Source organism: Bradyrhizobium sp. Ghvi (genome assembly GCF_900115265.1).
Lineage (GTDB): Bacteria > Pseudomonadota > Alphaproteobacteria > Rhizobiales > Xanthobacteraceae > Bradyrhizobium.
Window position 1 is genome coordinate 131,151 of record NZ_FOVU01000008.1, and the last position, 20,339, is coordinate 151,489.

19 protein-coding genes and 1 tRNA gene are annotated in these 20,339 nt (G+C 62.6%); 13 read left to right on the plus strand and 7 right to left on the minus strand.

Features of this window, described 5'->3' with window-relative positions; all coding sequences use genetic code 11:
• The first annotated feature begins 34 nt into the window (after positions 1-34).
• The 3 genes from BM374_RS27170 to BM374_RS27180 all read left to right on the plus strand — a co-directional run bounded on the left by BM374_RS27170 (position 35) and on the right by BM374_RS27180 (position 1,804).
• Entirely contained in the window at positions 35-823 is a 789-nt protein-coding gene (locus BM374_RS27170) for a 3-hydroxybutyrate dehydrogenase (RefSeq protein ID WP_092299407.1), read from the plus strand.
• Between the two features lie 27 nt (positions 824-850).
• Positions 851-1,099: a hypothetical protein gene (locus BM374_RS27175; RefSeq protein WP_092299410.1), complete on the plus strand. Its 249-nt coding sequence runs from the start codon at positions 851-853 to the stop codon at positions 1,097-1,099.
• 96 nt (positions 1,100-1,195) lie between these two features.
• Positions 1,196-1,804 carry a sll1863 family stress response protein gene (locus tag BM374_RS27180; RefSeq protein ID WP_143270248.1) on the plus strand — a complete coding sequence of 203 codons (609 nt, stop codon included), beginning with the start codon at positions 1,196-1,198 and terminating at the stop codon, positions 1,802-1,804.
• A 320-nt stretch (positions 1,805-2,124) separates the two neighbouring features.
• On the opposite strand, the gene BM374_RS27185 is transcribed toward BM374_RS27180, so the two are convergent.
• From BM374_RS27185 to BM374_RS27205, 5 genes are all read right to left on the minus strand, one after another.
• A tRNA-Lys gene (locus BM374_RS27185) sits at positions 2,125-2,200 on the minus strand.
• 168 nt (positions 2,201-2,368) lie between these two features.
• The gene (locus BM374_RS27190) at positions 2,369-2,953 is read right to left on the minus strand and encodes a Spy/CpxP family protein refolding chaperone (protein WP_092299413.1); all 585 of its coding nucleotides are present in this window, start codon (positions 2,951-2,953) and stop codon (positions 2,369-2,371) included.
• Between the two features lie 206 nt (positions 2,954-3,159).
• The gene (locus BM374_RS27195) at positions 3,160-4,164 is read right to left on the minus strand and encodes a TRAP transporter substrate-binding protein (protein WP_092299416.1); all 1,005 of its coding nucleotides are present in this window, start codon (positions 4,162-4,164) and stop codon (positions 3,160-3,162) included.
• 238 nt (positions 4,165-4,402) lie between these two features.
• Positions 4,403-5,965, minus strand: a complete 1,563-nt coding sequence (locus BM374_RS27200; protein WP_092299419.1) for a 2-isopropylmalate synthase — start codon at positions 5,963-5,965, stop codon at positions 4,403-4,405.
• 583 nt (positions 5,966-6,548) lie between these two features.
• A complete protein-coding gene (locus tag BM374_RS27205) occupies positions 6,549-6,962 on the minus strand; it encodes a hypothetical protein (RefSeq protein WP_349510000.1) in 414 nt (137 codons plus the stop codon).
• 136 nt (positions 6,963-7,098) lie between these two features.
• Here BM374_RS27205 and BM374_RS27210 point away from each other — a divergent pair, with 136 nt between their 5' ends.
• The 10 genes from BM374_RS27210 (at position 7,099) to BM374_RS27255 (ending at position 17,364) form a co-directional block, all read left to right on the plus strand.
• Positions 7,099-8,301 (plus strand): SMP-30/gluconolactonase/LRE family protein, encoded by a 1,203-nt coding sequence (locus BM374_RS27210; RefSeq protein WP_092299422.1) that lies wholly within the window; start codon positions 7,099-7,101, stop codon positions 8,299-8,301.
• A 96-nt stretch (positions 8,302-8,397) separates the two neighbouring features.
• Complete coding sequence (locus tag BM374_RS27215; RefSeq protein ID WP_092299423.1) at positions 8,398-9,150, plus strand: 3-deoxy-manno-octulosonate cytidylyltransferase; 753 nt, start codon at positions 8,398-8,400, stop codon at positions 9,148-9,150.
• Complete coding sequence (locus BM374_RS27220) at positions 9,147-9,662, plus strand: GNAT family N-acetyltransferase (protein WP_092299426.1); 516 nt, start codon at positions 9,147-9,149, stop codon at positions 9,660-9,662. The genes BM374_RS27215 and BM374_RS27220 overlap by 4 nt, the downstream gene beginning before the upstream one ends.
• A gap of 271 nt (positions 9,663-9,933) precedes the next feature.
• The gene (locus BM374_RS27225; RefSeq protein ID WP_092299429.1) at positions 9,934-11,178 is read left to right on the plus strand and encodes an ABC transporter substrate-binding protein; all 1,245 of its coding nucleotides are present in this window, start codon (positions 9,934-9,936) and stop codon (positions 11,176-11,178) included.
• Between the two features lie 101 nt (positions 11,179-11,279).
• Positions 11,280-12,155 carry a branched-chain amino acid ABC transporter permease gene (locus tag BM374_RS27230; RefSeq protein WP_092299433.1) on the plus strand — a complete coding sequence of 292 codons (876 nt, stop codon included), beginning with the start codon at positions 11,280-11,282 and terminating at the stop codon, positions 12,153-12,155.
• 1 nt (position 12,156) lies between these two features.
• Positions 12,157-13,083, plus strand: a complete 927-nt coding sequence (locus tag BM374_RS27235) for a branched-chain amino acid ABC transporter permease (protein WP_092299436.1) — start codon at positions 12,157-12,159, stop codon at positions 13,081-13,083.
• Positions 13,083-14,564 (plus strand): ATP-binding cassette domain-containing protein, encoded by a 1,482-nt coding sequence (locus BM374_RS27240; RefSeq protein WP_092299439.1) that lies wholly within the window; start codon positions 13,083-13,085, stop codon positions 14,562-14,564. Before BM374_RS27235 ends, BM374_RS27240 begins: the two co-directional genes overlap by 1 nt.
• Positions 14,565-14,605: 41 nt before the next feature.
• The gene (locus tag BM374_RS27245; protein ID WP_092299442.1) at positions 14,606-15,841 is read left to right on the plus strand and encodes an ABC transporter substrate-binding protein; all 1,236 of its coding nucleotides are present in this window, start codon (positions 14,606-14,608) and stop codon (positions 15,839-15,841) included.
• 171 nt (positions 15,842-16,012) lie between these two features.
• Positions 16,013-16,912, plus strand: coding sequence for an SMP-30/gluconolactonase/LRE family protein (locus tag BM374_RS27250; RefSeq protein WP_092299445.1), 900 nt, complete (start codon positions 16,013-16,015; stop codon positions 16,910-16,912).
• Between the two features lie 80 nt (positions 16,913-16,992).
• Positions 16,993-17,364: an NIPSNAP family protein gene (locus BM374_RS27255; protein ID WP_244552707.1), complete on the plus strand. Its 372-nt coding sequence runs from the start codon at positions 16,993-16,995 to the stop codon at positions 17,362-17,364.
• An 11-nt stretch (positions 17,365-17,375) separates the two neighbouring features.
• Here the strand turns inward: BM374_RS27255 and BM374_RS27260 are convergent, their stop codons facing one another.
• A complete protein-coding gene (locus BM374_RS27260; protein ID WP_092299448.1) occupies positions 17,376-17,924 on the minus strand; it encodes a DNA-3-methyladenine glycosylase I in 549 nt (182 codons plus the stop codon).
• Between the two features lie 84 nt (positions 17,925-18,008).
• Complete coding sequence (locus BM374_RS27265) at positions 18,009-20,300, minus strand: hypothetical protein (protein ID WP_143270249.1); 2,292 nt, start codon at positions 20,298-20,300, stop codon at positions 18,009-18,011.
• Positions 20,301-20,339 lie beyond the last annotated feature (39 nt).

Consider the following 20,339-nt stretch of genomic DNA (forward strand, 5'->3'; position numbering starts at 1 on the left):
ATCCGGCTTTGCGTGTTGCGAGGAAGTGTAAGAAATGGGAATTCTGAACGGTAAGACGGCGGTCGTCACCGGCTCGACCAGCGGCATCGGTCTCACCTGTGCAAAGGCCTTCGCTGGCGCCGGCGCCAATGTCGTTATCAATGGCATGGGCGCACCTGACGATATCGAGCAGGCGCGTGCTGCCATCGAGCGCGAATTCGCGGTCAAGGCGATCTACTCTCCCGCGGACATGACCAAGCCGCGCGAGATAGCCTGGCTCATCGCACATGCCGAAGAGACCTTCGGCAGCGTCGACATCCTGGTCAACAATGCCGGCATCCAGCACGTTGCGCCGATCGAGGACTTCCCCGCCGAGAAGTGGGATGCGATCATCGCGATCAACCTGTCCGCCGCCTTCCATGCCATCCGTGCGGCGGTACCCGGCATGAAGAAGCGCGGCTGGGGCCGCATCATCACCACCGCTTCGGCACATTCGATGGTCGCCTCGCCCTTCAAGTCGGCCTATGTCGCGGCTAAGCACGGCATCGCCGGCCTCACCAAGACGGTCGCGCTGGAGCTCGCACGCTCCAAGATCACCTGCAACTGCATCAGCCCCGGCTATGTCTGGACGCCGCTCGTCGAGAAGCAAATTCCGAACACGATGGCGGCCCGGCGCATGCGCAGAGACGAGGTGATCAGCGATCTCCTGCTCGCCGCGCAGCCCACCAAGGAGTTCGTCACCGTCGAGCAGGTCGCCTCGCTCGCGCTGTTCCTGTGCAGCGACGACGCCGCCCAGATCACAGGCGCCAACCTCTCAATGGATGGGGGCTGGACGGCGGCCTAGCCCGTTCAATTCAAGGAGCATTCGATCATGTCTTCCCTCAAGGAATCCAGCACCTTCCACCAGACCAGGTGCTTCCAGCTCAACCTTGCGGAGGACAACGGCCTGCGAGATGCCCTGCGCGTCTGCGAGGTCACCTACAATGCGGATGTATTGCCGCGCGATACCGAGCTGATGGCTCCGAGCGACTTCTATGCGGCGATGTGTTTCGGAGCATCGCGCACTCGGCCAAGAACCGGGACCGAAAGGGCAAGGCTTTTTCCCTATCTCGCGGCCTGAGGGACCTCGGCCAGACGGCGAGGCCGTTGACCCAAGTCAACGCCAGCAAAGCCGATCTCGGGGATCATTCAACTCGAACAGTCAATGGAGACGGTCATGTCAGAGCAGAGCAGCATGCATTTCTACCTGAATTGGGCCAAGGAGCGCATCGACGAGATGGACGCCGCGCTCGCCTCGTTCGAGGTCAGGGCCGACGAGGCGAAAGCCGAGTCCAAGGTCAAGGCCGAGCAGATCATCGCCGATCTGAAGAAGCGCCGCGACGAATTCCAGGTGCAGCTCAAGGCGCAAGCCGAAGCCGGCGAAGCGGCTTGGGCCCGCAGCAGGACTGAACTCGAGAAGCAATGGAACGGCTTCGAAGCGCAGATGAAGACCTATTTTGAAAGTGCCGGCAAGCAAGTTGAGCAGCAGCAAGAGACCTTCAAGAATATCGCCGCCGCACAGGCAAAGGCTTGGCGTGAGGCCGCCGACAAGTTCCGAGAGGCCGCGGGCAAGGTTGCCGCCACGCACACCGGCGACTTCGATGCCGCCTTCAGGCAGATGAAATCCGATGCGTCCGAGGCGGAAGCACGCCTGCAGAAGCTGAAGCAGGTCGGCAGCGACTCATGGTCCGTGCTGAGTGCAGCTCTCGCGGAGTCTCGCAGGGCTTTCGATCAGGCCAATCAGGCGGCATGGAATGCGCTGAAGGGCCCCGGCTCGAAGAGCTGAAGGCCGTGTGGTTTTCGACGTGGGGGACTTGAGACGATTATCAAGCTCTCCCGACCGCACAAGTCCTTCAAGGATTTGCGCGACACTGCATCGGTGGGCGGAACAGACCGTCCGTTTCGCGCGCCACAACATCCTATTCCACGACCAGCGCAAGACTGGCCTGTACACTGGCGATGCGTCAGCTGTATCGAACCGCGTGAAGACACAGGCCAGTCGCTCAGCAATGCGCTTGTGCGACGTCCAACTTAGAAAGCGTCGCACGAAACGCCACTCGTCTAGCGCGTGAAATGAAAAAGCCCTGCATTAGCAGGACCTTGATATGGTGGGCGCACCAGGGCTCGAACCTGGGACCCGCTGATTAAGAGTCAGCTGCTCTACCAACTGAGCTATGCGCCCGAAAGGCGGTCAATGCCTTGCGAGGCCGGTCGTTTAGCAAAGCGATCCGGGTCTGGCAAGCGATGTGGCGCATGTTTTCCAAGCTTCTTCCACAGCCCCCGGAAATGCGAAAAGCCGCTGGATTCCAGCGGCTTCGCCAAGGTTAATCCCCGGGAATTTCCGGTGCCCTCAAAGGCGCCCTTCCCGATCCGGGCCGTCATCGCGGTCGCCGCCGCGGAAATGGTCCATGCCGTGCTCCATCATGCGGCCCATGCCACGCTCCATGAAGTGGTGGCGCGGGCCGTCCTCGCCGCCGCCGAACGGGCCGCGGTGGCGGGTCAGCACGGCGAGACGGCGCTTCTGGCCGTCATCGAGGGTCTTGTAGAGCGGGTCGGCGGCGTCCGCGATCTTCTTCAGCGCTGCCGAGCTCGCGCCCATGTCGTCGGCACGTTGGCGCAGGCGGGCGATTGGATCGTCAGGCTTGTCGGCGTCACCAGGACCGGCGTTCATCCGCGCATTGGCGCGGTCGATGCGCAGCTTGGCGAAGTCGCGCACGGCGGCCTCGACCGGCGGCCACAGCTTCTCCTGGTCGGCATTGAGCTTCAGCCCGGCATGCACGGCAGCGATTCGCGCGTCGACGAAGGCGGCGCGATCTTCGGGGTTCATGCGCATGTGGTGGAAGTGCTCCATCCACGGATGATGATATTGGGCGTAGACCGCGCCCGAGCCGGCGATGCTGAGCACGGCGATGGCGGCGATGGTGAACTTCCTCATGAGAACCTCCTCTGGAAGGGTGTTCCGAAGATGGGCGCCGGCGGGCTGACGTGCAACTTACAAGTTGGACAGACAGGACGATCTTACGAAGGTGTAACGCTCGATTTTACCTCCGGCCGCAATCGGAAATCATTCGCAACAAAAAGGCTTCCGTGCGGCCCGCACGGAAGCCTTCATTCATCGCCCGTAAAGATCAGTTCGTTGCGCTAGTTCGTCGTACTCTTGGCTTCCTTCTGGAATTCGTCGATCAGCGGCTGGCCGACGCGGCTTGCGGCGTCCTTGTAGACCGGCTCCATTGCCTTGCGCATCGCCTCGTCCTGCTCCGGCGTCAGCTTGATGATCTCGGTCTTGCCGCTCTTCTTGATCTCGGCCAGCGCGTCCTCGTTCTCCTTCTGTGACTGCGCATTGTTGAAGTCGGTCGCCTCCTTCATCGCCTTCGACAGCGGGTCGCGGATATCCGCCGGCAGATCGTCCCAGAACTTCTTGTTCACGATCACGACGTAGCCGATGTACCCGTGATTGGTCTCGGTGATGTACTTCTGCACCTCGTGCATCTTCTGGGTATAGATGTTCGACCAGGTGTTCTCCTGGCCGTCGACGACGCCGGTCTGCAGCGCCTGATAGACCTCAGAGAACGCCATCACCTGCGGCAGCGAGCCGAGCGCCTTGAACTGAGCCTGCAGCACGCGCGAGGACTGGATGCGGAATTTGACACCCTGGTAGTCGGCCGGCGCGATCAGCTTCTTGTTGGCGCTCATCTGCTTGAAGCCGTTGTCCCAGTAGGCGAGCCCGGTGATGCCCTTCGGCTCGAGCAGCTTGAGCAGCTTGGCCCCGAGCGGGCCCTCCGTCACCTTCCGCAGCGTCTTCAAATCAGGAAGGATGTAGGGCAGATCGAACACCTCGAATTCGCGGATGCCGAGCGGTCCGAATTTCGAGTTGGAAGGCGCCAGCATCTGCACGCTGCCGAGCTGAAGCGCCTCGAGCTCTTCCTTGTCCTTGTAGAGCGTCGAGTTCGGGTAGACCTCGACCTTGACCTTGCCGTTCGTGTACTTCTCCGCGAGCTCCTTGAATTTCTCGGAGGCCTTGCCCTTCGGCGTATCGGTCGCGACGACATGGCTGAACTTGATGATGATTGGCGATTGGGCCGATGCCGGCACGGCCAGGCCAAGTGCCAGAACCGCGATGGACGCGGCAGTCGCGAAGATGCGCATGATGTCTCCCTTGTTGTTCTTTTGGGCAGCCTAACACGGCCACCTATCCTCTAGCCGGAAACATCAATAGCGGCTCGCGAATCGAGCCGCTATTGGCTGTTAGCAGGGCAGCTATTCGCAACACCGTCATTCCGGGGCGATGCCGAGCATCGAACTACGGTGCGCAGTTGCGCACCGGAGAATCTCGAGATTCCGGGTCTGGTCCTTCGGACCATCCCGGAATGACAAGCTTCGCTCGTCAGCTCGCGGCAGCGGTCGTCACGGTGTCGCGCTGGCGCTTCATTACGATCTTGTTGAGCGCACCGAGATACGCCTTTGCGGATGCCACCAGCGTATCCGGATCCGCCGCGCGCGCCGTCATCGAACGGCCATCCTGCGACAGCCGCACCGAGACCTCGGCTTGCGCATCGGTGCCTTCGGTGACCGCGTGAACCTGGTACAGCTCGAGCTTGGCATCGTGCGGGACGAGGCGCTTGATGCAGTTGAACACCGCGTCCACTGGACCGTTGCCCTCGGCCTCCTCGATCTTGATCTGGCCGTCGACGTCGAGCTTCATGGTCGCCCGCTGCGGGCCATGGGTGCCGGCGATCACGGTCAGCGAGGTCAGCTTGATGCGGTCGTGCGATGCCGCCATCTCCTCGTCGACCAGCGCCTCGATGTCCTCGTCGTAGATGTCCTTCTTGCGGTCGGCGAGCGCCTTCATCCGCGTGAACGCATCTTCCAGCTGGTTCGGGCCGAGCTTGTAGCCCATCTCCTCCAGCTTGTGCACGAAGGCATGGCGGCCGGAATGCTTGCCGAGCACCAGCGAGGACTGCTTCAGGCCGACCATCTCGGGCCGCATGATCTCGTAGGTGGAGGCGTCCTTCAGAACGCCGTCCTGGTGGATGCCGCTCTCGTGCGCGAAGGCGTTGCGGCCGACGATGGCCTTGTTGTACTGGACGGGAAACGAGGTCGCCGCCGACACCAGCTTCGAAGCGCGGGTCAGCTGCGTGGTGTCGATCTTGTTCCAGTACGGGAATTTGTCGTTGCGCACGTTGATCGCCATCACGATCTCCTCGAGCGCGGCGTTGCCGGCGCGCTCGCCGATGCCGTTGATGGTGCACTCGACCTGGCGCGCGCCGCCGACGACGCCCGCCAGGGAGTTCGCAACGGCCATGCCGAGATCGTTATGGCAGTGCACGGAGAACACGGCCTTGTCGGAGTTCGGCACCCGCTCGATCAGCGTCTTCATGAACTGGGTGTATTCCTCCGGCACCGTGTAGCCGACGGTATCGGGGATGTTCACCGTGGTCGCACCGGCCTTGATGACGGCTTCGACGATGCGGCACAGATAGTCCATCTCGCTGCGGGTGCCGTCCTCGGCCGACCATTCGACGTCGTCGATCTGGTTGCGGGCACGCGCCACCATCGCGACCGAGGTCTCGATCACCTGCTCCGGCGTCTTGTTCAGCTTCACCCGCATGTGCAGTGGCGAGGTCGCGATCACGGTGTGGACACGCCCGCGCTTGGCGAATTTCACGGCTTCGGCGCAGCGGTCGATATCGGCCGGATGGGCGCGCGACAGGCCGGCGATGATCGAGTTCTTGGAGCGGCGGGCGATCTCGCTCACCGCCTGGAAGTCGCCTTCGGAGGTGATCGGGAAGCCGGCCTCGATGACGTCCACGCCCATATCGTCCAGCAGCTCGGCGACCTCGAGCTTCTCCTCGAACGTCATGGTGGCGCCGGGGCACTGCTCGCCGTCGCGCAGCGTGGTGTCGAAAATGATGACGCGGTCCTTATCGGACTTGTTCGCGGGGGCCATTTCAAATTTCCTTTTGAGCTTTCGCGCCGTCAGTCTTAGGGGCGCTTGAGGTGTCCGGTGATCTCGACCAACCCCTGAGCGCCCAGGCGCGTCGCGCCCAGCCGGCCCTCAGGGGCAAGTAAGAAGAAGGCCGCCAAGAAGGAGGGTGGGCAGCAGCGCGGCCGGGATCGTGGCGGCGGCCAGAGCCACCTCCTCCGAAATCCCATCGATTTGGCCGCGAATCAGCATTGCCAGACCCTTTTGAGCCCCAAATTCTCGGTCAAAACCGTTGACGGTTGGTTGCCGGGAAGGCTCGGTGCGACGTTTCTAGACGAGAAATGGCGACAACTGCAACGCCAAAAAGATGGTCAGGAAGACTGACCTGGTTGGACGGCAGTCCGGCTGACGGCGTTAGATAGCGCGCGCACGGCAACATCTTTCCCAAAGCAATTACACGCCCTCGCCTTCTCGCGGCGCATGTGGCCCGACAAATCCGAATTTCTGAGAAGTGGAATATTGTCTGACGCGGCGCGTGTTGACCCAGCGGCGGGATGGTTTGCCCGTCGGGCAGCACAACGAATTGTTGCACCATGTCGAGCCGAGCCTATCCCACCCGGCGGGCGCGGGCCCTGGTTTCCCAACGGTCCAGCATCTGACCAAGTTGACCAAGCTCGCCGGAGGCCGGTCGCGCAATCTGATTGGTGGCGATCACTTCGTTGGTGTTGGCGGCCGGATGCGCGTTGAGCCAATCGGGTTCCACATAATCGCTCCAACGGCGAGCTTCCGCACGGCGTTTGCGGGACATCAGGTCGCGCACGAAAAAACCCGCCGCGAATGCAATCCCGAGCAGCACGATCAGTATGACAACACCCACAACCAACTCCGACCTTTCGCCCCAGACGTTTTTTTGCGAAGCATCGCGTGCGAGGTCAAGCCTTGACATGGCCGAAGCTCGCTGCGGCGAACTGCAGCGAGAGAACGAATTGCGCTTGCCCATTCGCAGCCGCAATGCGGCCATGTTTCGACCTCGGCGCATCAGATTGTATCACGCAGCGGATGCGAACCTTCCTCTCGCAACCAGACGCAGACCGGACTAACCTTACGCTGGCTCGGCCGGATCAACCGGCCAGCCAACATGACCCGGGAGGACACGAATGACACGCCAACAGCAGCGTGAGCAGGATGTTGCGCTTTCACGACGGACCCTGGTTCAGGGCCTTGCGCTCGGTGCCGCGGCGACGATGGCCGGAACGGGCACCGCGCTGGCCCAGACCGGACCTGCTGCGCCACCGACGACGATCACCACCCCGCCGCGCGATTTCAGTCCACGCGGCGCGCCGACCACCTATTTCTGGGACCCCGATATCATCGCGGTCGATCCTTCCTTCAACGACCTCGCGCAGCCCAACACAGCAATCAAGCGGCTCTACACCGGCGTGCTCTGGGCCGAAGGCCCGGCGTGGAGCGCGCAAGGACGTTATCTCTTGTGGAGCGACATTCCCAACAACCGGCAGATGCGTTGGAGCGAGGATGACGGCCATGTCAGCGTGTTCCGCACGCCGTCGAACTACAGCAACGGCAACTCGTTCGACTTCCAGGGCCGCCAGCTTTCCTGCGAGCATCTGACGCGGCGGGTGACGCGCTACGAGAATGACGGCACCGCCACGATCCTCTGTGACAACTTTAACGGCAAGAAGCTGAACTCGCCGAACGATGTCGTCGCGCATCCCGACGGCAGCTACTGGTTCACCGATCCGCCCTATGGCGGCCAGCTCTACGAGGGCGAGCCCGATTCAGGCGGCAAGCTCAATCCCAGGATCGGGCAGCCGGCCGACTTCATGCCGAAGCAGCGCGAACTGCCGACCAACTGCTATCGCATCGACCCCTCAGGCCGCGTCGATCTCGTCGTCAGCGAAGACCAGGTGCCAGATCCGAACGGCCTGTGCTTCTCGCCGGATTACAAGAAGCTCTATGTCGTATCGACCGGCAAGGGCCCGGGCGACACCGGCCCCGGCGGCAAGGGCGATGTCTTCGTCTTCGATGTCGGCAGCGACAACAAGCTGTCGAACCAGAAGAGGTTCAGCGATTTCATGATCGATGGCGTGAAATGCGGACCCGACGGAGTGCGCTGCGACGTCAACGGCAATCTCTGGGCCTCCAGCAATGCCGGCCGCGCCGTCGGCTATAATGGCGTGACGGTGTGGTCGCCGGAGGGCAAACTGCTCGGCCGCATTCGCTTGCCCGAAGTATGCGGCAACATCACCTTCGGCGGCCCCAAGCGCAACCGCCTGTTCATGGCCGCGAGCCAGTCGCTCTACGCCGTGTACACGGCGACGCAAGGTGCAGGGGTGGGCTGAGCGACTGAGCTGAATTGCGGCGAGGCGCCAGCGTACCCCCGCTGGCGCCTCAGACTTGCGTGCTGAATTCTGCGTTTCAGGAAGCGAAAGGTTTCCATGCGTCCGATCGTGATCATACCCACCCGGCTTGGTTCGACCAGGCTCCCAGGCAAGGCGCTCACCGAGATCAACGGTCAGCCAATGATCGCCCACGTCTGGCGAAGAGGTCTCGAGGCCGATGTCGGCCCGGTCGTTGTCGCCTGTGGCGATCAAGCCATCGTGGATGTCATCGCGAGCCTGGGCGGCCGTGCGGTGCTGACTGACCCGAACCTGCCGACGGGATCGGATCGCGCGCACGCGGCGTTGCAGTTGATCGACGCGGACGCGGCATATGATGTCGTTGTCGTGCTTCAGGGCGACCTGCCGACCATCGATCCGGCGACGATACGGGCGACCATGGAGCCGTTGTCCCGGCATGCCGATTGTTCGATCGCGACGCTCGCCACCGAGATAGAGGATCCCATCGAGCTCCAGGCGCCGAGCGTCGTGAAGATTGCCCTTGCGATCCATCCCGAAGATACCATCGGTCGCGCAGTCTATTTCAGCCGGGCCGTGATCCCCTCGGGCGCCGGCAAGCACTATCATCACGTCGGCATGTATACCTATCGCCGCGAGGCCCTAGCGAAATATGTCGGCCTGCCGCGTGGCATCCTCGAGCAGCGCGAAAGCCTCGAGCAGCTCAGAGCGCTCGAGCACGGCATGCGAATGGACGCCAAGGTAATCCGGACCGAGCCGCTCGGCGTGGATACGCTGGCCGATCTCGAACGCGCTCGCGAGTTGTTGGCGGCCAGAGCGAGGACATCCAAATGACACTTACCGTCCGTGCAATGACCTTGCCTGAAACTGCGGAGATCATCGCGTATTTCCACACAGCGACCCCGGAGCATCTGGAAATGCTCGGCGTCGATCCGACGCGGCTGCCGCAGCCGACGCAATGGCAACGATTTTACCAGCAGATGTTCGACCTGCCCGCCGAGCAGAGGGGCAGCCTCTTGGTGAGCTGGCTCGACGACGATCGGTTCCTGGGATTCTCGACCGCCGACAAGATCCGCATCGGACAGCAGGCGAACATGCACCTTCACATTGTCGACGCCTCGGGGCGCAAGCAAGGCATCGGCGCAGAGTGTGTCAGACAGACGATCGAGCTCTATTTCCAGGCGCTCGATCTGAAGCAGCTCTTCTGTGAGCCCAGCGCGTTCAATGTGGCGCCGAACCGCACGCTTCAGAAGGCAGGCTTCAAATACGTCAAGACGCACATGACCGTTCCCGGTCCCCTCAACTTTCACCAGGCCGTCAACCGCTGGGTCATCGATAGAGGTTGAGGGCAGTGTGCAGCGGCCGAACTCAAACCACCTGATCTGCCGGCGGCAATGGCGATGACGCAGGTGCGCCCCGCGAGATAGATGCATGCCCATCGACGAAATCTGCATGCCTGCGCGCGGAATAATGCTCCGCGCTGCCCGATATTTACGCAGCTAGACTTTAGTCCCCATCGTGCAATCCTGAATACGGTTTTACTTGCCGGGGTTTCTCTCGCCGTTATAGTCGCGCCCCAATAGCTCAAAGAAGCTTGGTTCAAAGGGAGAGAACAAAATGAATAAAGCACTCTCTGGTGCATTGCGAAGTGCGTTTGGTGCGGCCGCGGCGGCCGCATTGCTGGCAGCCTCAGGCCCCGCCTCTGCGGCTGATCCAATCAAGATCGGTGTCATTGCGGAAGCACAGGCCATTGCCGGCGCATCGATCCCACAGGCGGCGCAGCTCGCTGCGGACGAGATCAACGCCAAAGGCGGCGTCGAGGGCCGCAAAATCGAGATCATCTCCTACGACAACCATTCCTCTTCCGCCGACTCCGTGCGCGCGTTCCAGCGCGCGGTGAACGAGGACAAGGTCAACGCGGTCATTGCAAGCTACATCAGCGAAGTGGTGCTGGCGCTCGAGCCCTGGGCGGCTCGACTGAAGACGCCATTCGTGACGCCGGGCGCCGCCTCCAACGAGATCAGCAAGAGCGTCCACGCCGACTATGAGAAGAACAAGTACACCTTCCATGGTTACCTGACCTCGGCGGCGCTAGCGCTGTCGGTCTGCGATGCCGCCAAGGACCTCCTCGTCGACAAGTTGCACATGAAGTCGGCGGTGATCATGAGCGAGGACGCCGCCTGGACCAAGCCGCTCGATGTCGGTTACGAGGAATGCCTGCCCAAGATCGGGCTGAAGGTGCTCGATCACATCCGCTTCTCTCCCGATACCACGGACTTCACCCCGATCTTCAACAAGATCGAGGGTGCCAAGCCCGACGTGATCATCACCGGCATCTCCCATGTCGGCGTGCAGCCGACGGTGCAGTGGAAGAACCAGCAGGTGCCGATCCCGATGTTCGGCATCTCCTCGCAGGCGACCAACGAAACGTTTGGCAAGGACACCAATCAGGCCGCCGAAGGCGTGCTCTATCAGGGCGTCTCAGGCCCCGGCGTCGCGGTGACGCCGAAGTCGGTGCCGTTCGCGGAAAACTTCAGGAAAAAGTTCGGCAACTATCCGTCCTATGCCGGCTACACCGCCTATGACGAGGTCTATTACATTGCGGATGCCGTGAAGCGGGCCGGGTCGCTAGATGCCGACAAGCTGGTCGATGCGCTGGAGAAGACCGACTGGGAAGGCACGATCGGCCGCGTCCAGTTCTACGGCAAGGACGATCCGTTCACACACTCGATCAAATACGGCAAGGGCCTCATCACCGGGCTGATGCTGCAATGGCAGGACGGCAAGCAGATCGCGGTCTGGCCCAAGGAGGTCGCCAAGGCCGATATCAAGTTCCCGAGCTTCATCAAGCTCAGCAACTGATCGGAGCCGCTCCCGGGACCACCTCCCGGGAGCTTCCACTTGCGGCACACGCAGCACTTTCCCTCAAAGCGGCAGCCTGGCTGCCACGCGGCCAATCATCAATGCGAGCTTTCCAGATTCTGATCGATGGCTTTGCCATCAGTGCTCTCTACGCTCTTGGTGCCACCGGCTTCACGTTGATCTTCGGCGTCTCCGGCGTGCTCAACCTCTCCCACGGCGCCATTATGGTAGCGGCAGCGGTGGCGGCCTGGGCCGCGGCCAGCATCCTTGGCGTCGGCACCTATGCCGGCGCCCTGATTGGCGTCGCCGTCGCGCTCATCACTGCGTTTGCCACCTATTTCGCGGTGGTGAAGCCGATCCAGGACTCCCGGCGCATTCCCAATGAGGAGAAGGAGATCTTCGTCCTGACGGGAACGCTGCTCTGGGGCATCATGATCCAGGAGCTGATCGCCTATTTCTTCACCAACAACGCCAAGACCGTGCTGCCGATCGTCGAGGGCGTCGTCGAAATTCTCGGCGTCCGTACACCGAGCAACGAGATTTTTACGGCGATCGTCTGCTGCCTCGTCATCGCCCTGCTGTGGCTGTTGGTGAACCGCACCCGCACCGGCAAAGCCGTGCTGGCGGCCTCGATGAACCCGCGCGGTGTCACGCTGCTCGGGCTCGAGCTCACCCACATCTACATCGTGGTGTGGGCGATCTACGGGATCCTGGCCGGCATCGCCGGCGTGCTTCTCGGCATGTTCCTCGGCGTCAGCTCCTACAGCGTCGGACCGCTGACCGCGAGCGCGTTCTCGATCGTGGTGCTCGGCGGCCTCGGCAGCGTCTCCGGCTCGCTGATCGCGGCCTTCGTGGTCGGCTATTTGGAGACGCTGACGGCCTATCTGGTCTCGCCCGCCTATCGCACCATTCCGGCGCTGCTGCTGCTCGTCTTTGTCATGTATATCCGGCCCCAGGGCCTGCTGGGGAGGCGTTGAGATGGCGGGTTTCTTCACCTCGCGGCTGTTCTTCGTCTCGCTGGCGCTCGTCATCATCGCGGCGACGCTGCCGCTCTATGTCTCTGGCTACGTGCTGGGCCTCCTCACCGTCGCATTCTATTTCGGCGTGTTCGCGATGGCCTGGGACCTCCTGTTCGGCTTCGCCGGCGAAGTCAATTTCGGGCCGACCTTCCTGATCGGCGTCGGCGCCTACACCGCCGGCATTCTGAATGCGCAATTCGGCTGGTCGGTCTATCTCTGCATCGTGCTGGGCGCGCTCGCTTCGGTCATCGCAGGTCTGGTGCTGGCGCTCCCGGCGCTGCGCGTGCGCGGGCCTTATTTCGGCCTGACCACGCTGGTCGCGGTGCTGATGCTTCAGAACTTCGTGGTCGTATTCGCTGATCTCACCGGCGGCGAGATCGGCCTCACAATCCCTGATGTCATCACCATCAACGCCGGCGCCAATTACTGGATCGCGCTCGGCTTCATGACGATCTCGGCCGCGATCCTCTACGGCCTGTCGCAATCGCCCGTCGGCCTCGTGCTGCAAGCCAGCGGCCAGGATCCGGTGCAGGCAGGCGCGCTCGGCTTCAACATCGTCAAGCACAAGCTTGCCGCCTTCATCGTCAGCGCGTTCTTCTCCGGACTGTCGGGCGCGCTGCTGGTGTTCTATTTCGGCACCGCCTCGGTCGGCACCGTCGTCGACGTCGCGGTCGGCGTCAACGTCATCGTCTCGGCCGTGCTCGGCGGGCGGCGCACCGTGCTCGGCGCAGCGCTGGGCGCAATCTTCCTGATCGTGGCAGGTGAATTCCTTCGGCCGACCGGCGAGCTTGCGACCTTCATCGTCTCGGCGGTCGCGCTCCTCGTCGTGCTGTTCTTCCCCGGCGGCTTCTTAGGGGCGGCCCTCTCGCGCGAGGCTCGCTCGTAATGGATCAGAGGCTTTCAAACCGGCCCGTGCTCGAAGTGCGTGGCCTGACCAAACGCTTCGGTGGATTGACGGCGGTGAAGAACCTCGGCTTCGACGTCAATGGCGGCGAGATATTCGGCCTCATCGGGCCGAATGGCTCGGGCAAATCTACCGCGATGAAGAGCGTGATGGGCATCGAGCGCCCGACCGCGGGCGAGGTCGTGTTCGAAGGCGAAAATGTCGCCGGCCTGCCCGCGCACAAGATCGCGCGCAAGGGTTTTGGCATGGTTTTCCAGCACTCGCGGCCGCTGAACCGGCAGACGGTGCTGGAGAACATCATGGTAGCGCTGCTGCCGGACAGCCTGTTCATGCTGTTTCCGGACAAGGCGCTGGTCGAGCGCGCCAAATGGATCGCAGATCGCGTCGGGCTCGGCAGCGTCATGAAGCGCCGCCCGCCGACGCTGCCCTTCGCCGATCTGCGCCGGCTCGAGCTTGCCAAGGCGATCGCGCGCGATCCGAAAGTCGTGCTGGTCGACGAGCCCTTCGCCGGCCTCACCCGCGCCGAGGTCGACGTCTTTTCCGACCTGATCCGCAGCTTTCGCGACGAGGGCCGCGCAGTGATGCTGGTCGATCACAACGTCAAGAGCGTCGCCGCGCTGGTCGACCGCGTGCTCGCCATGTATCTCGGCGAGGAGATCGTCACCGGCAAGGCCGATGAGGTCATGCGAAACGAGACGGTGCGGCGGGTCTATCTCGGCGGCGCGATTGAGACCCATGCGCGGCCCGAGACCAGCTTCAAGGACAAGGTGCCGCTGCTCCAGGTCGAGAATGTCAGCGTGCACTACGGCAAGGCGCAGGCGCTGGAAAACGTCTCGATCCACATCCACGAGGGCGAGTTCGTCTCCATCGTCGGCCTCAACGGCGCCGGCAAGACCACGCTGTTCAACACCATCTCCGGCTTCCTGCCCTACACTGGCGAGATCATCCGCGGCGGCGAAAAGCTGCGCGGCACGAGCCCGGCAAAAATCGCCCGCAGCGGCCTCGTGCAATGCCCTGAATCGCGCGAGCTGTTCGGCGAGATGACGGTGCGGGAAAACCTCGATCTCGGCGGTCAGCACCTTTCCGACGAGGCGCGCGCCACGCAGCTTGCCTGGCTTTTCGAGCTGTTCCCGATCCTGAAGGAGCGCCAGGGCCAGTTGGCGCAGACGCTGTCCGGCGGCGAGCAGCAGATGCTGGCGATCGGCAGGGCGCTGATGATGCAGCCGCAGATCCTGATCCTGGACGAGCCGACGCTGGGCCTTGCGCCCGTCATCCTCGAGCTGCTCTCCAAGGCGCTGGAGAAGCTGCGGCAAACCACCTCGATCACGGTTCTGCTCGGGGAGCAGAACGTCACATTTGCGCTGCCGCATGCCGACCGCGTCTATGTGCTGGAGCATGCCAGGATCGTGTGGGAGGGCGATCCCGCCCGCTTCGCCGCTGAAGCGGGCGCCGATTTTCTGTAAGTCGATCAACAGCAACAAAAAGCATAGAAAGGGAAACGACCATGCGACCTTCAGCTCTCAGCGGCAGCTTCCTGGTGTCCGCGCTGGCGCTCTGCCTCGCCGCGCCGGCCTACGCACAGTCGAACGACCCGATCAAGATCGGCGTCATCGCCGAGGTGCAATCGATCGCTGGCGCGGCAACCCCGGGCGGAGCGCAGATCGCCGCGGACGAGATTAATGCCAAGGGCGGCATCCTCGGTCGCAAGGTCGAGATCGTCACCTACGACAACAAGAGCTCCTCGGCCGATTCCGTGCGCGCCTTCCAGCGCGCCGTGAGCGAGGACAAGGTCTCGGCCGTGATCGCGAGCTACATCTCCGAGGTCGTGCTGGCGCTCGAGCCCTGGGCCGCGCGGCTGAAGATGCCGCTGATCACGCCCGGCGCCGCCTCGAACGAGATCACCAAGGCGATCCACAACGACTACGAGAAGAACAAGTACACCTTCCACGGCTATCTGACCTCGGCCGCGCAAGCCCAACTCGTCTGCGACGCGGCCAAGGACCTCCTCGTCGACAAGCTCAAGTTCAAGACCGTCGCGATCATGAGCGAGGATGCCGCCTGGACCAAGCCGCTCGACGTCGGCTACGAGGGTTGCCTGCCCAAGGCCGGGCTGAAGGTGGTCGAGCACGTGCGCTTCTCGCCCGACACCACCGACTTCACGCCGATTTTCAACAACATCGAAGGCAAGAAGCCCGACGTGATCGTCACCGGCATCTCGCATGTCGGCGTGCAGCCGACCGTGCAGTGGAAGAACCAGCAGGTGCCGGTGCCGATGTTCGGCATCAGCGCGCAGGCGCTGAGCCCGACCTTCTGGAAGGACACCAACGGCGCCGCCGACGGCATCCCGTCGCTCGCCGTCGCGACACCGGACGTCGCCGTGACCTCGAAGACCAAGCCGTTCGCCGCCGCCTTCAAGGCCAAGTTCGGCGCACCGCCGGCTTACACGGGCTATACCGCCTATGACGAGGTCTACATCATCACCGACGCCATCAAGCGCGCCGGCTCGACTGATCCCGACAAGATGGTCGCGGAGCTCGAGAAGACGGATTACGAGGGTACGATCGGCAAGATCCAGTTCTACGGCAAGAACGACGAGTTCACCCACGGCATCAAGTCCGGCCCCGGCTTCGTGACCGGCCTCGTGTTCCAGTGGCAGGACGAGAAGCAGGTCGTGGTCTGGCCGGAGAAGATCGCGGAAGGCAAGCTGAAGTTTCCCAACTTCGTGAAACTGTCGCAGTAAAAATATCGGAAGGGCGGCTTCGCAGGCGCGCAATGCCCGGGTCTAGCCCGGGCATTGTCGTTTCTGTCTCAGGCACTTCGGCTGAAGCCCGCTTGCAAATCTCGCAGCGTCGATCACACTAAGGATCGCACGCAGGCAGCTCCAAGAATCTGCGGCCAGCACGGAGGACGCATGCTCCCTTATGTCGCTCACGATCCCCGCTTCGAGCGGCTGGTCATCGGCCATGTCAATCTCGAAAAACTCTTCACCGGCTGCCGCTGGGCCGAAGGCCCCGCCTATTTCCCGGCCGGCCGCTATCTTGTCTGGTCCGACATCCCGAACAACCGGATGATGCGTTTCGACGAGACCGACGGATCGGTGTCGGTGTTCCGCTCGCCGAGCTTCAATTCCAACGGCAACACCACCGATCGCCAGGGCCGGCTGGTGACCTGCGAGCATTTCATGCGGCGTGTCACCCGGACCGAGCATGACGGCTCGATCACCGTGCTGGCGGACGCGTTCGAGGGCCGTCGGCTGAATTCGCCCAATGACGCCGTGGTCAAATCGGATAATTCGATCTGGTTCTCCGATCCGACTTACGGCATCGACAGCGACTATGAAGGGCAGCAAAGCCCGTCCGAGATCGGCGCCTCCAACGTCTACCGGATCGACGGCGCTACCGGCGCCATCACGCGCGTCGTAGCCGACCGGGTGCAGCCCAACGGGCTCGCCTTCTCGCCTGACGAAACCAGGCTCTACGTCGCCGACACCGGCGCGACGCATGTACCCGGATTGCCGCCGACGATCTGGTCTTACCAGGTTAAAGGACAGGCGCTCGGGGAAGCCTCGCTGTTCGCCACCTGCCCGGACGGGCTGTATGACGGCTTTCGCGTCGACATCCACGGCAATATCTGGACGTCGGCCGGACGCAGCGTGTTCTGCTATGCGCCTGATGGCACGCATCTCGGCACGGTCCCGATGGGCGAGATCGTCGCCAACGTCTGCTTCGGCGGCCCGCGCCGCAACCGCCTCTACATCTGCGGCCAGACCTCGCTGTACTCGATCTATCTCAACACGCGGGGAGCGGTTTAGTCTATTCGCGGACCAACGCGACGTCGGTGTGCGCGTTCGCCCTTGTCACGGCGCAAGGGACAGCTACGACTACCGTCCGGGTGAAACTCGACACCGCGGCCACGGCCGTGGCCGGCATCGGCGACTACGTCGGCGCATCGGACGTCAACGGCACGCTACTCGGCTGCTGGGCCAGCAAGATCGGCGAGCTCAATCAGCTCCTGGTGCTGCGCTCGTTCAGGGACCACGAGGCATGCCGTGTCGAGCGCGAGCGTACGCTTCGCACCACAAATCCCTTCGGGGCCGGCGAGGCCATCTCCGAGATGAGCTTCGATATCTACGCGCCGTTTCCGTTCCTTCCGCCGGCCGTGCCAGGCAAGTACGGCAGCGTCTACGAGATCCGCACCGAGCGACTCAAGCACGGCGGTGTTCCACCGACGGCGCGGGCCATCTTGCGCTCAGCCTTCGAGTAACGGGATTGGGTCTACTTGTCGCGCTTGGAGACGTACCAAGGAGGGCGACTGGTCAGAATCCGGGCATAGACCGGACAATCCTCAGAATGTGCGCCGCGAAGATAACCCAAGCTCATCAGGAACTCTCCGACGATCTCTCCTCCAGTGAATTTGAAGGTCTTGCGGAAAAGCTTCACCCATTCCTCCTTCTCCCGCGGATGGTGGGCATCCAACCAACGTGCGAAGCCGCCGTGGCTCTCGCGCATAGCCTGGACGCGCCGTGCGTTCTCGACGACGGCCCTCACCTTCAGCCGGTTCCGGATGATGCCGGGATCCGCCAACAGTCGCGCCTCGTCGGCCTCTCCCATCGCAGCCACGCGGTCGACGTTGTAGGCCGCGAACGCTCCCCGCATCGTCTCCCGACGCCGTAGCACCAGCCCCCACGAAAGGCCGGCCTGCATGATCTCCAGACAGAGGCGCTCGAACAGGACGGACTCGTCGCGCTGCGGAAAGCCATATTCAGTCGAATGATATGCATCGTGCAGGGGATATTCGGACGCGACGCTGCAATAGCTGTTCATGGCCCCTCACCGCTCTAAGAGCCGGCCTCCGACCCACGCAGCCGCTTTTGGGTCCGGACATGCTCTGATTTCATTCTTGCCGGGTCAAATCGTGTTGACGATCGAAACATGATAGCGAACCTGGACCAACCCTCCATTGAGGACACCGACAAGGACAAGCGGATAGAGTCCCGGAGCAAGCCCGCCCGAAATCGGCAGAGAAATGGAGAACGCCCGCTCTCCACCCGCCTCGATGATCAATTCGGTCGGCTCGACCGTATCGTGTAGGGAGTGAAACCAGCTCTCTCGAATGAGCGTGAGGAAGCCGTGCACCGATGCAGACCTCTCACTCTTGATCTCAAACCGTGCGGTCAGCGTGCCATGGCACGCCTCGATCGGATCACACGCGCGCACGGCGATTGCGGGCGGCAGCTCACCGAGCACGCCGCATACCGTGCAATGGAGAATCTGGTGCCGATCCGACGGATCCGTATGGGAGTGATATGAAAGTGCACTGGTTTCGCGCGTGCAGCTCGGACACTTCTGGTGTCCCCCGTCGCTGCAGCTGCGGGCATAGAGCTTCTGCCACGCATGAAATAGGAATCCGCCGGTTCGCTGGACATAGAGACAGACGGCATCGAGCACGAGCCGCTGCCAATTGCGCCAGCGATCCATGACGAGCATATGCACAGCTATGGTCGATGAGGTCGGAAGCGCGCCGTCCTTTTCGAACGGACGCGCCGACAAATATCCCAACAGGATCGATTCCAGTTCGAGCGAACCAATATCCGCAACCAGCCGCTCACCCTCCGGGCCGAGAGCAGCGGCTAATGGGCCTGAGGCGGCGGTGAGGAGCAGGCGCCAGAAGCCCAAATATGGGAGCGCGTCGCGGAGCGTAGCCAAGTCGCGCTCGAAAGATTGCCGAGGCAACACAGACAGCTCGACGGGCTCCTCAAGAGCAGTCATCCCGTCGGTTTGAAGAGCGACGAAGATGAGCGATTCATCGTCGGCGCCGAGGACGACGGAGATCGCGGCGCCTTTTAAAGGGCGCGGCGCATGCAACGCCATCGGGAGCCGCTCCACCGACGTGCTCCTGAACTTGAGGATGGCCCGTCCTTTGTGGGAGAACGGAATCGCGTCGGAGGGAATACTGACCGGAAAGTCCTCTTCTGTGCGGAACGCTCCGAGGTCATGTATCAGGCTTGACTTCAGCCGCAGGCCCGGATGGCCGACGGCAACGAGCGGTCCATAGCCTTCCTTGGCGGGGGACGTCGGTCCATAGGATGCGCGATGCCACGCGTTGAAGAGACGCACCGCCGTGCCGAACTCGTGGCCGTCAAGGAGAAACGACAGCAGCGCAGCCTCGACATTCAAATCATGATAGAAAGCCCCAAGCGTAGCCACTGCGGCTAACGCCCCGCTCTCGGCCATGCGCCACAAGATCGTGCCGCTGCGGTGAAAGGGCCGGTCGTCGAGCGGGAGCGTGCCGCAGCCCAGAAGGAGAACCACAGGGTAACGAAACAGTGCTGGATCACTAAGTCCCTCGACGGACGCTGGCGAGCGTCCGAACAGGGGCTGCCTGAAACAGAGGCCATCCGCGAAGCAGGGATAGAGACCCGTCATGTTGCCCGGCGACCTGCTTTCGTCGGGCCGGGTTCGGGGACAAATAACCACTCCCCGTCCGCCGAGATCAACGGAATTTCCGTGTCCGCTCAATAGAAGGATACGCCGGTCGCGATCCGACGGCCCGCCTGTCGCACCTGTGATGGAGCGGTCCACAATGGCTTGGGAGGCAAGGTCTTCGATCTGGTCGACATCTCTAATCTCGACCGTCGCGAACAACAGGGACTTGAGGAGCGACAATCGTCCTCGGTCCGAATCATCGGCAGACAGCACGCCAAATGAGACGTCGTGCTGCGCCAGCAGCGCCAGCGCCCGGCAGAAATCGTCAGCTGGAGTCTGCGGACTAAACAGGACCAGCACTTTTCGGAACGAGCCGGGAAGCCCCTGATATAGCGCGATATCAGAGAGAACCGCACCACCGCAGAGATGCTCGGTCAGCAGGATCGCCTGATCAGTCACGCCGGCGAGCGGCAGAATCGCAAGCTCGTGGCGAAGGCACGAATCGGAACAGCCTCGTTGTTCACTCCGGCCAGGCCCTCCTGCCAGGAACTCGCTGACGTCAATGACACGAAGAGCGTAATCGTGAGCCGAACCGATGCGGCACACGGCGGGGACGAGATGATTGACAACCGGCACAACCTTGGCGCCCGCCTGACCAACATTCCGACCTGAAGCCGGACGCGGCGATACATTAAGCGCTTGGAGGACTGCGAGCTCTTCGGCACCATCAGCTACGCGGACAACGACGACCTCTCGCGAGCCAGAAGGTTCCATCGTCGTCAGCCGGTTATCAAATTCGGTTCAGTCTGTCGA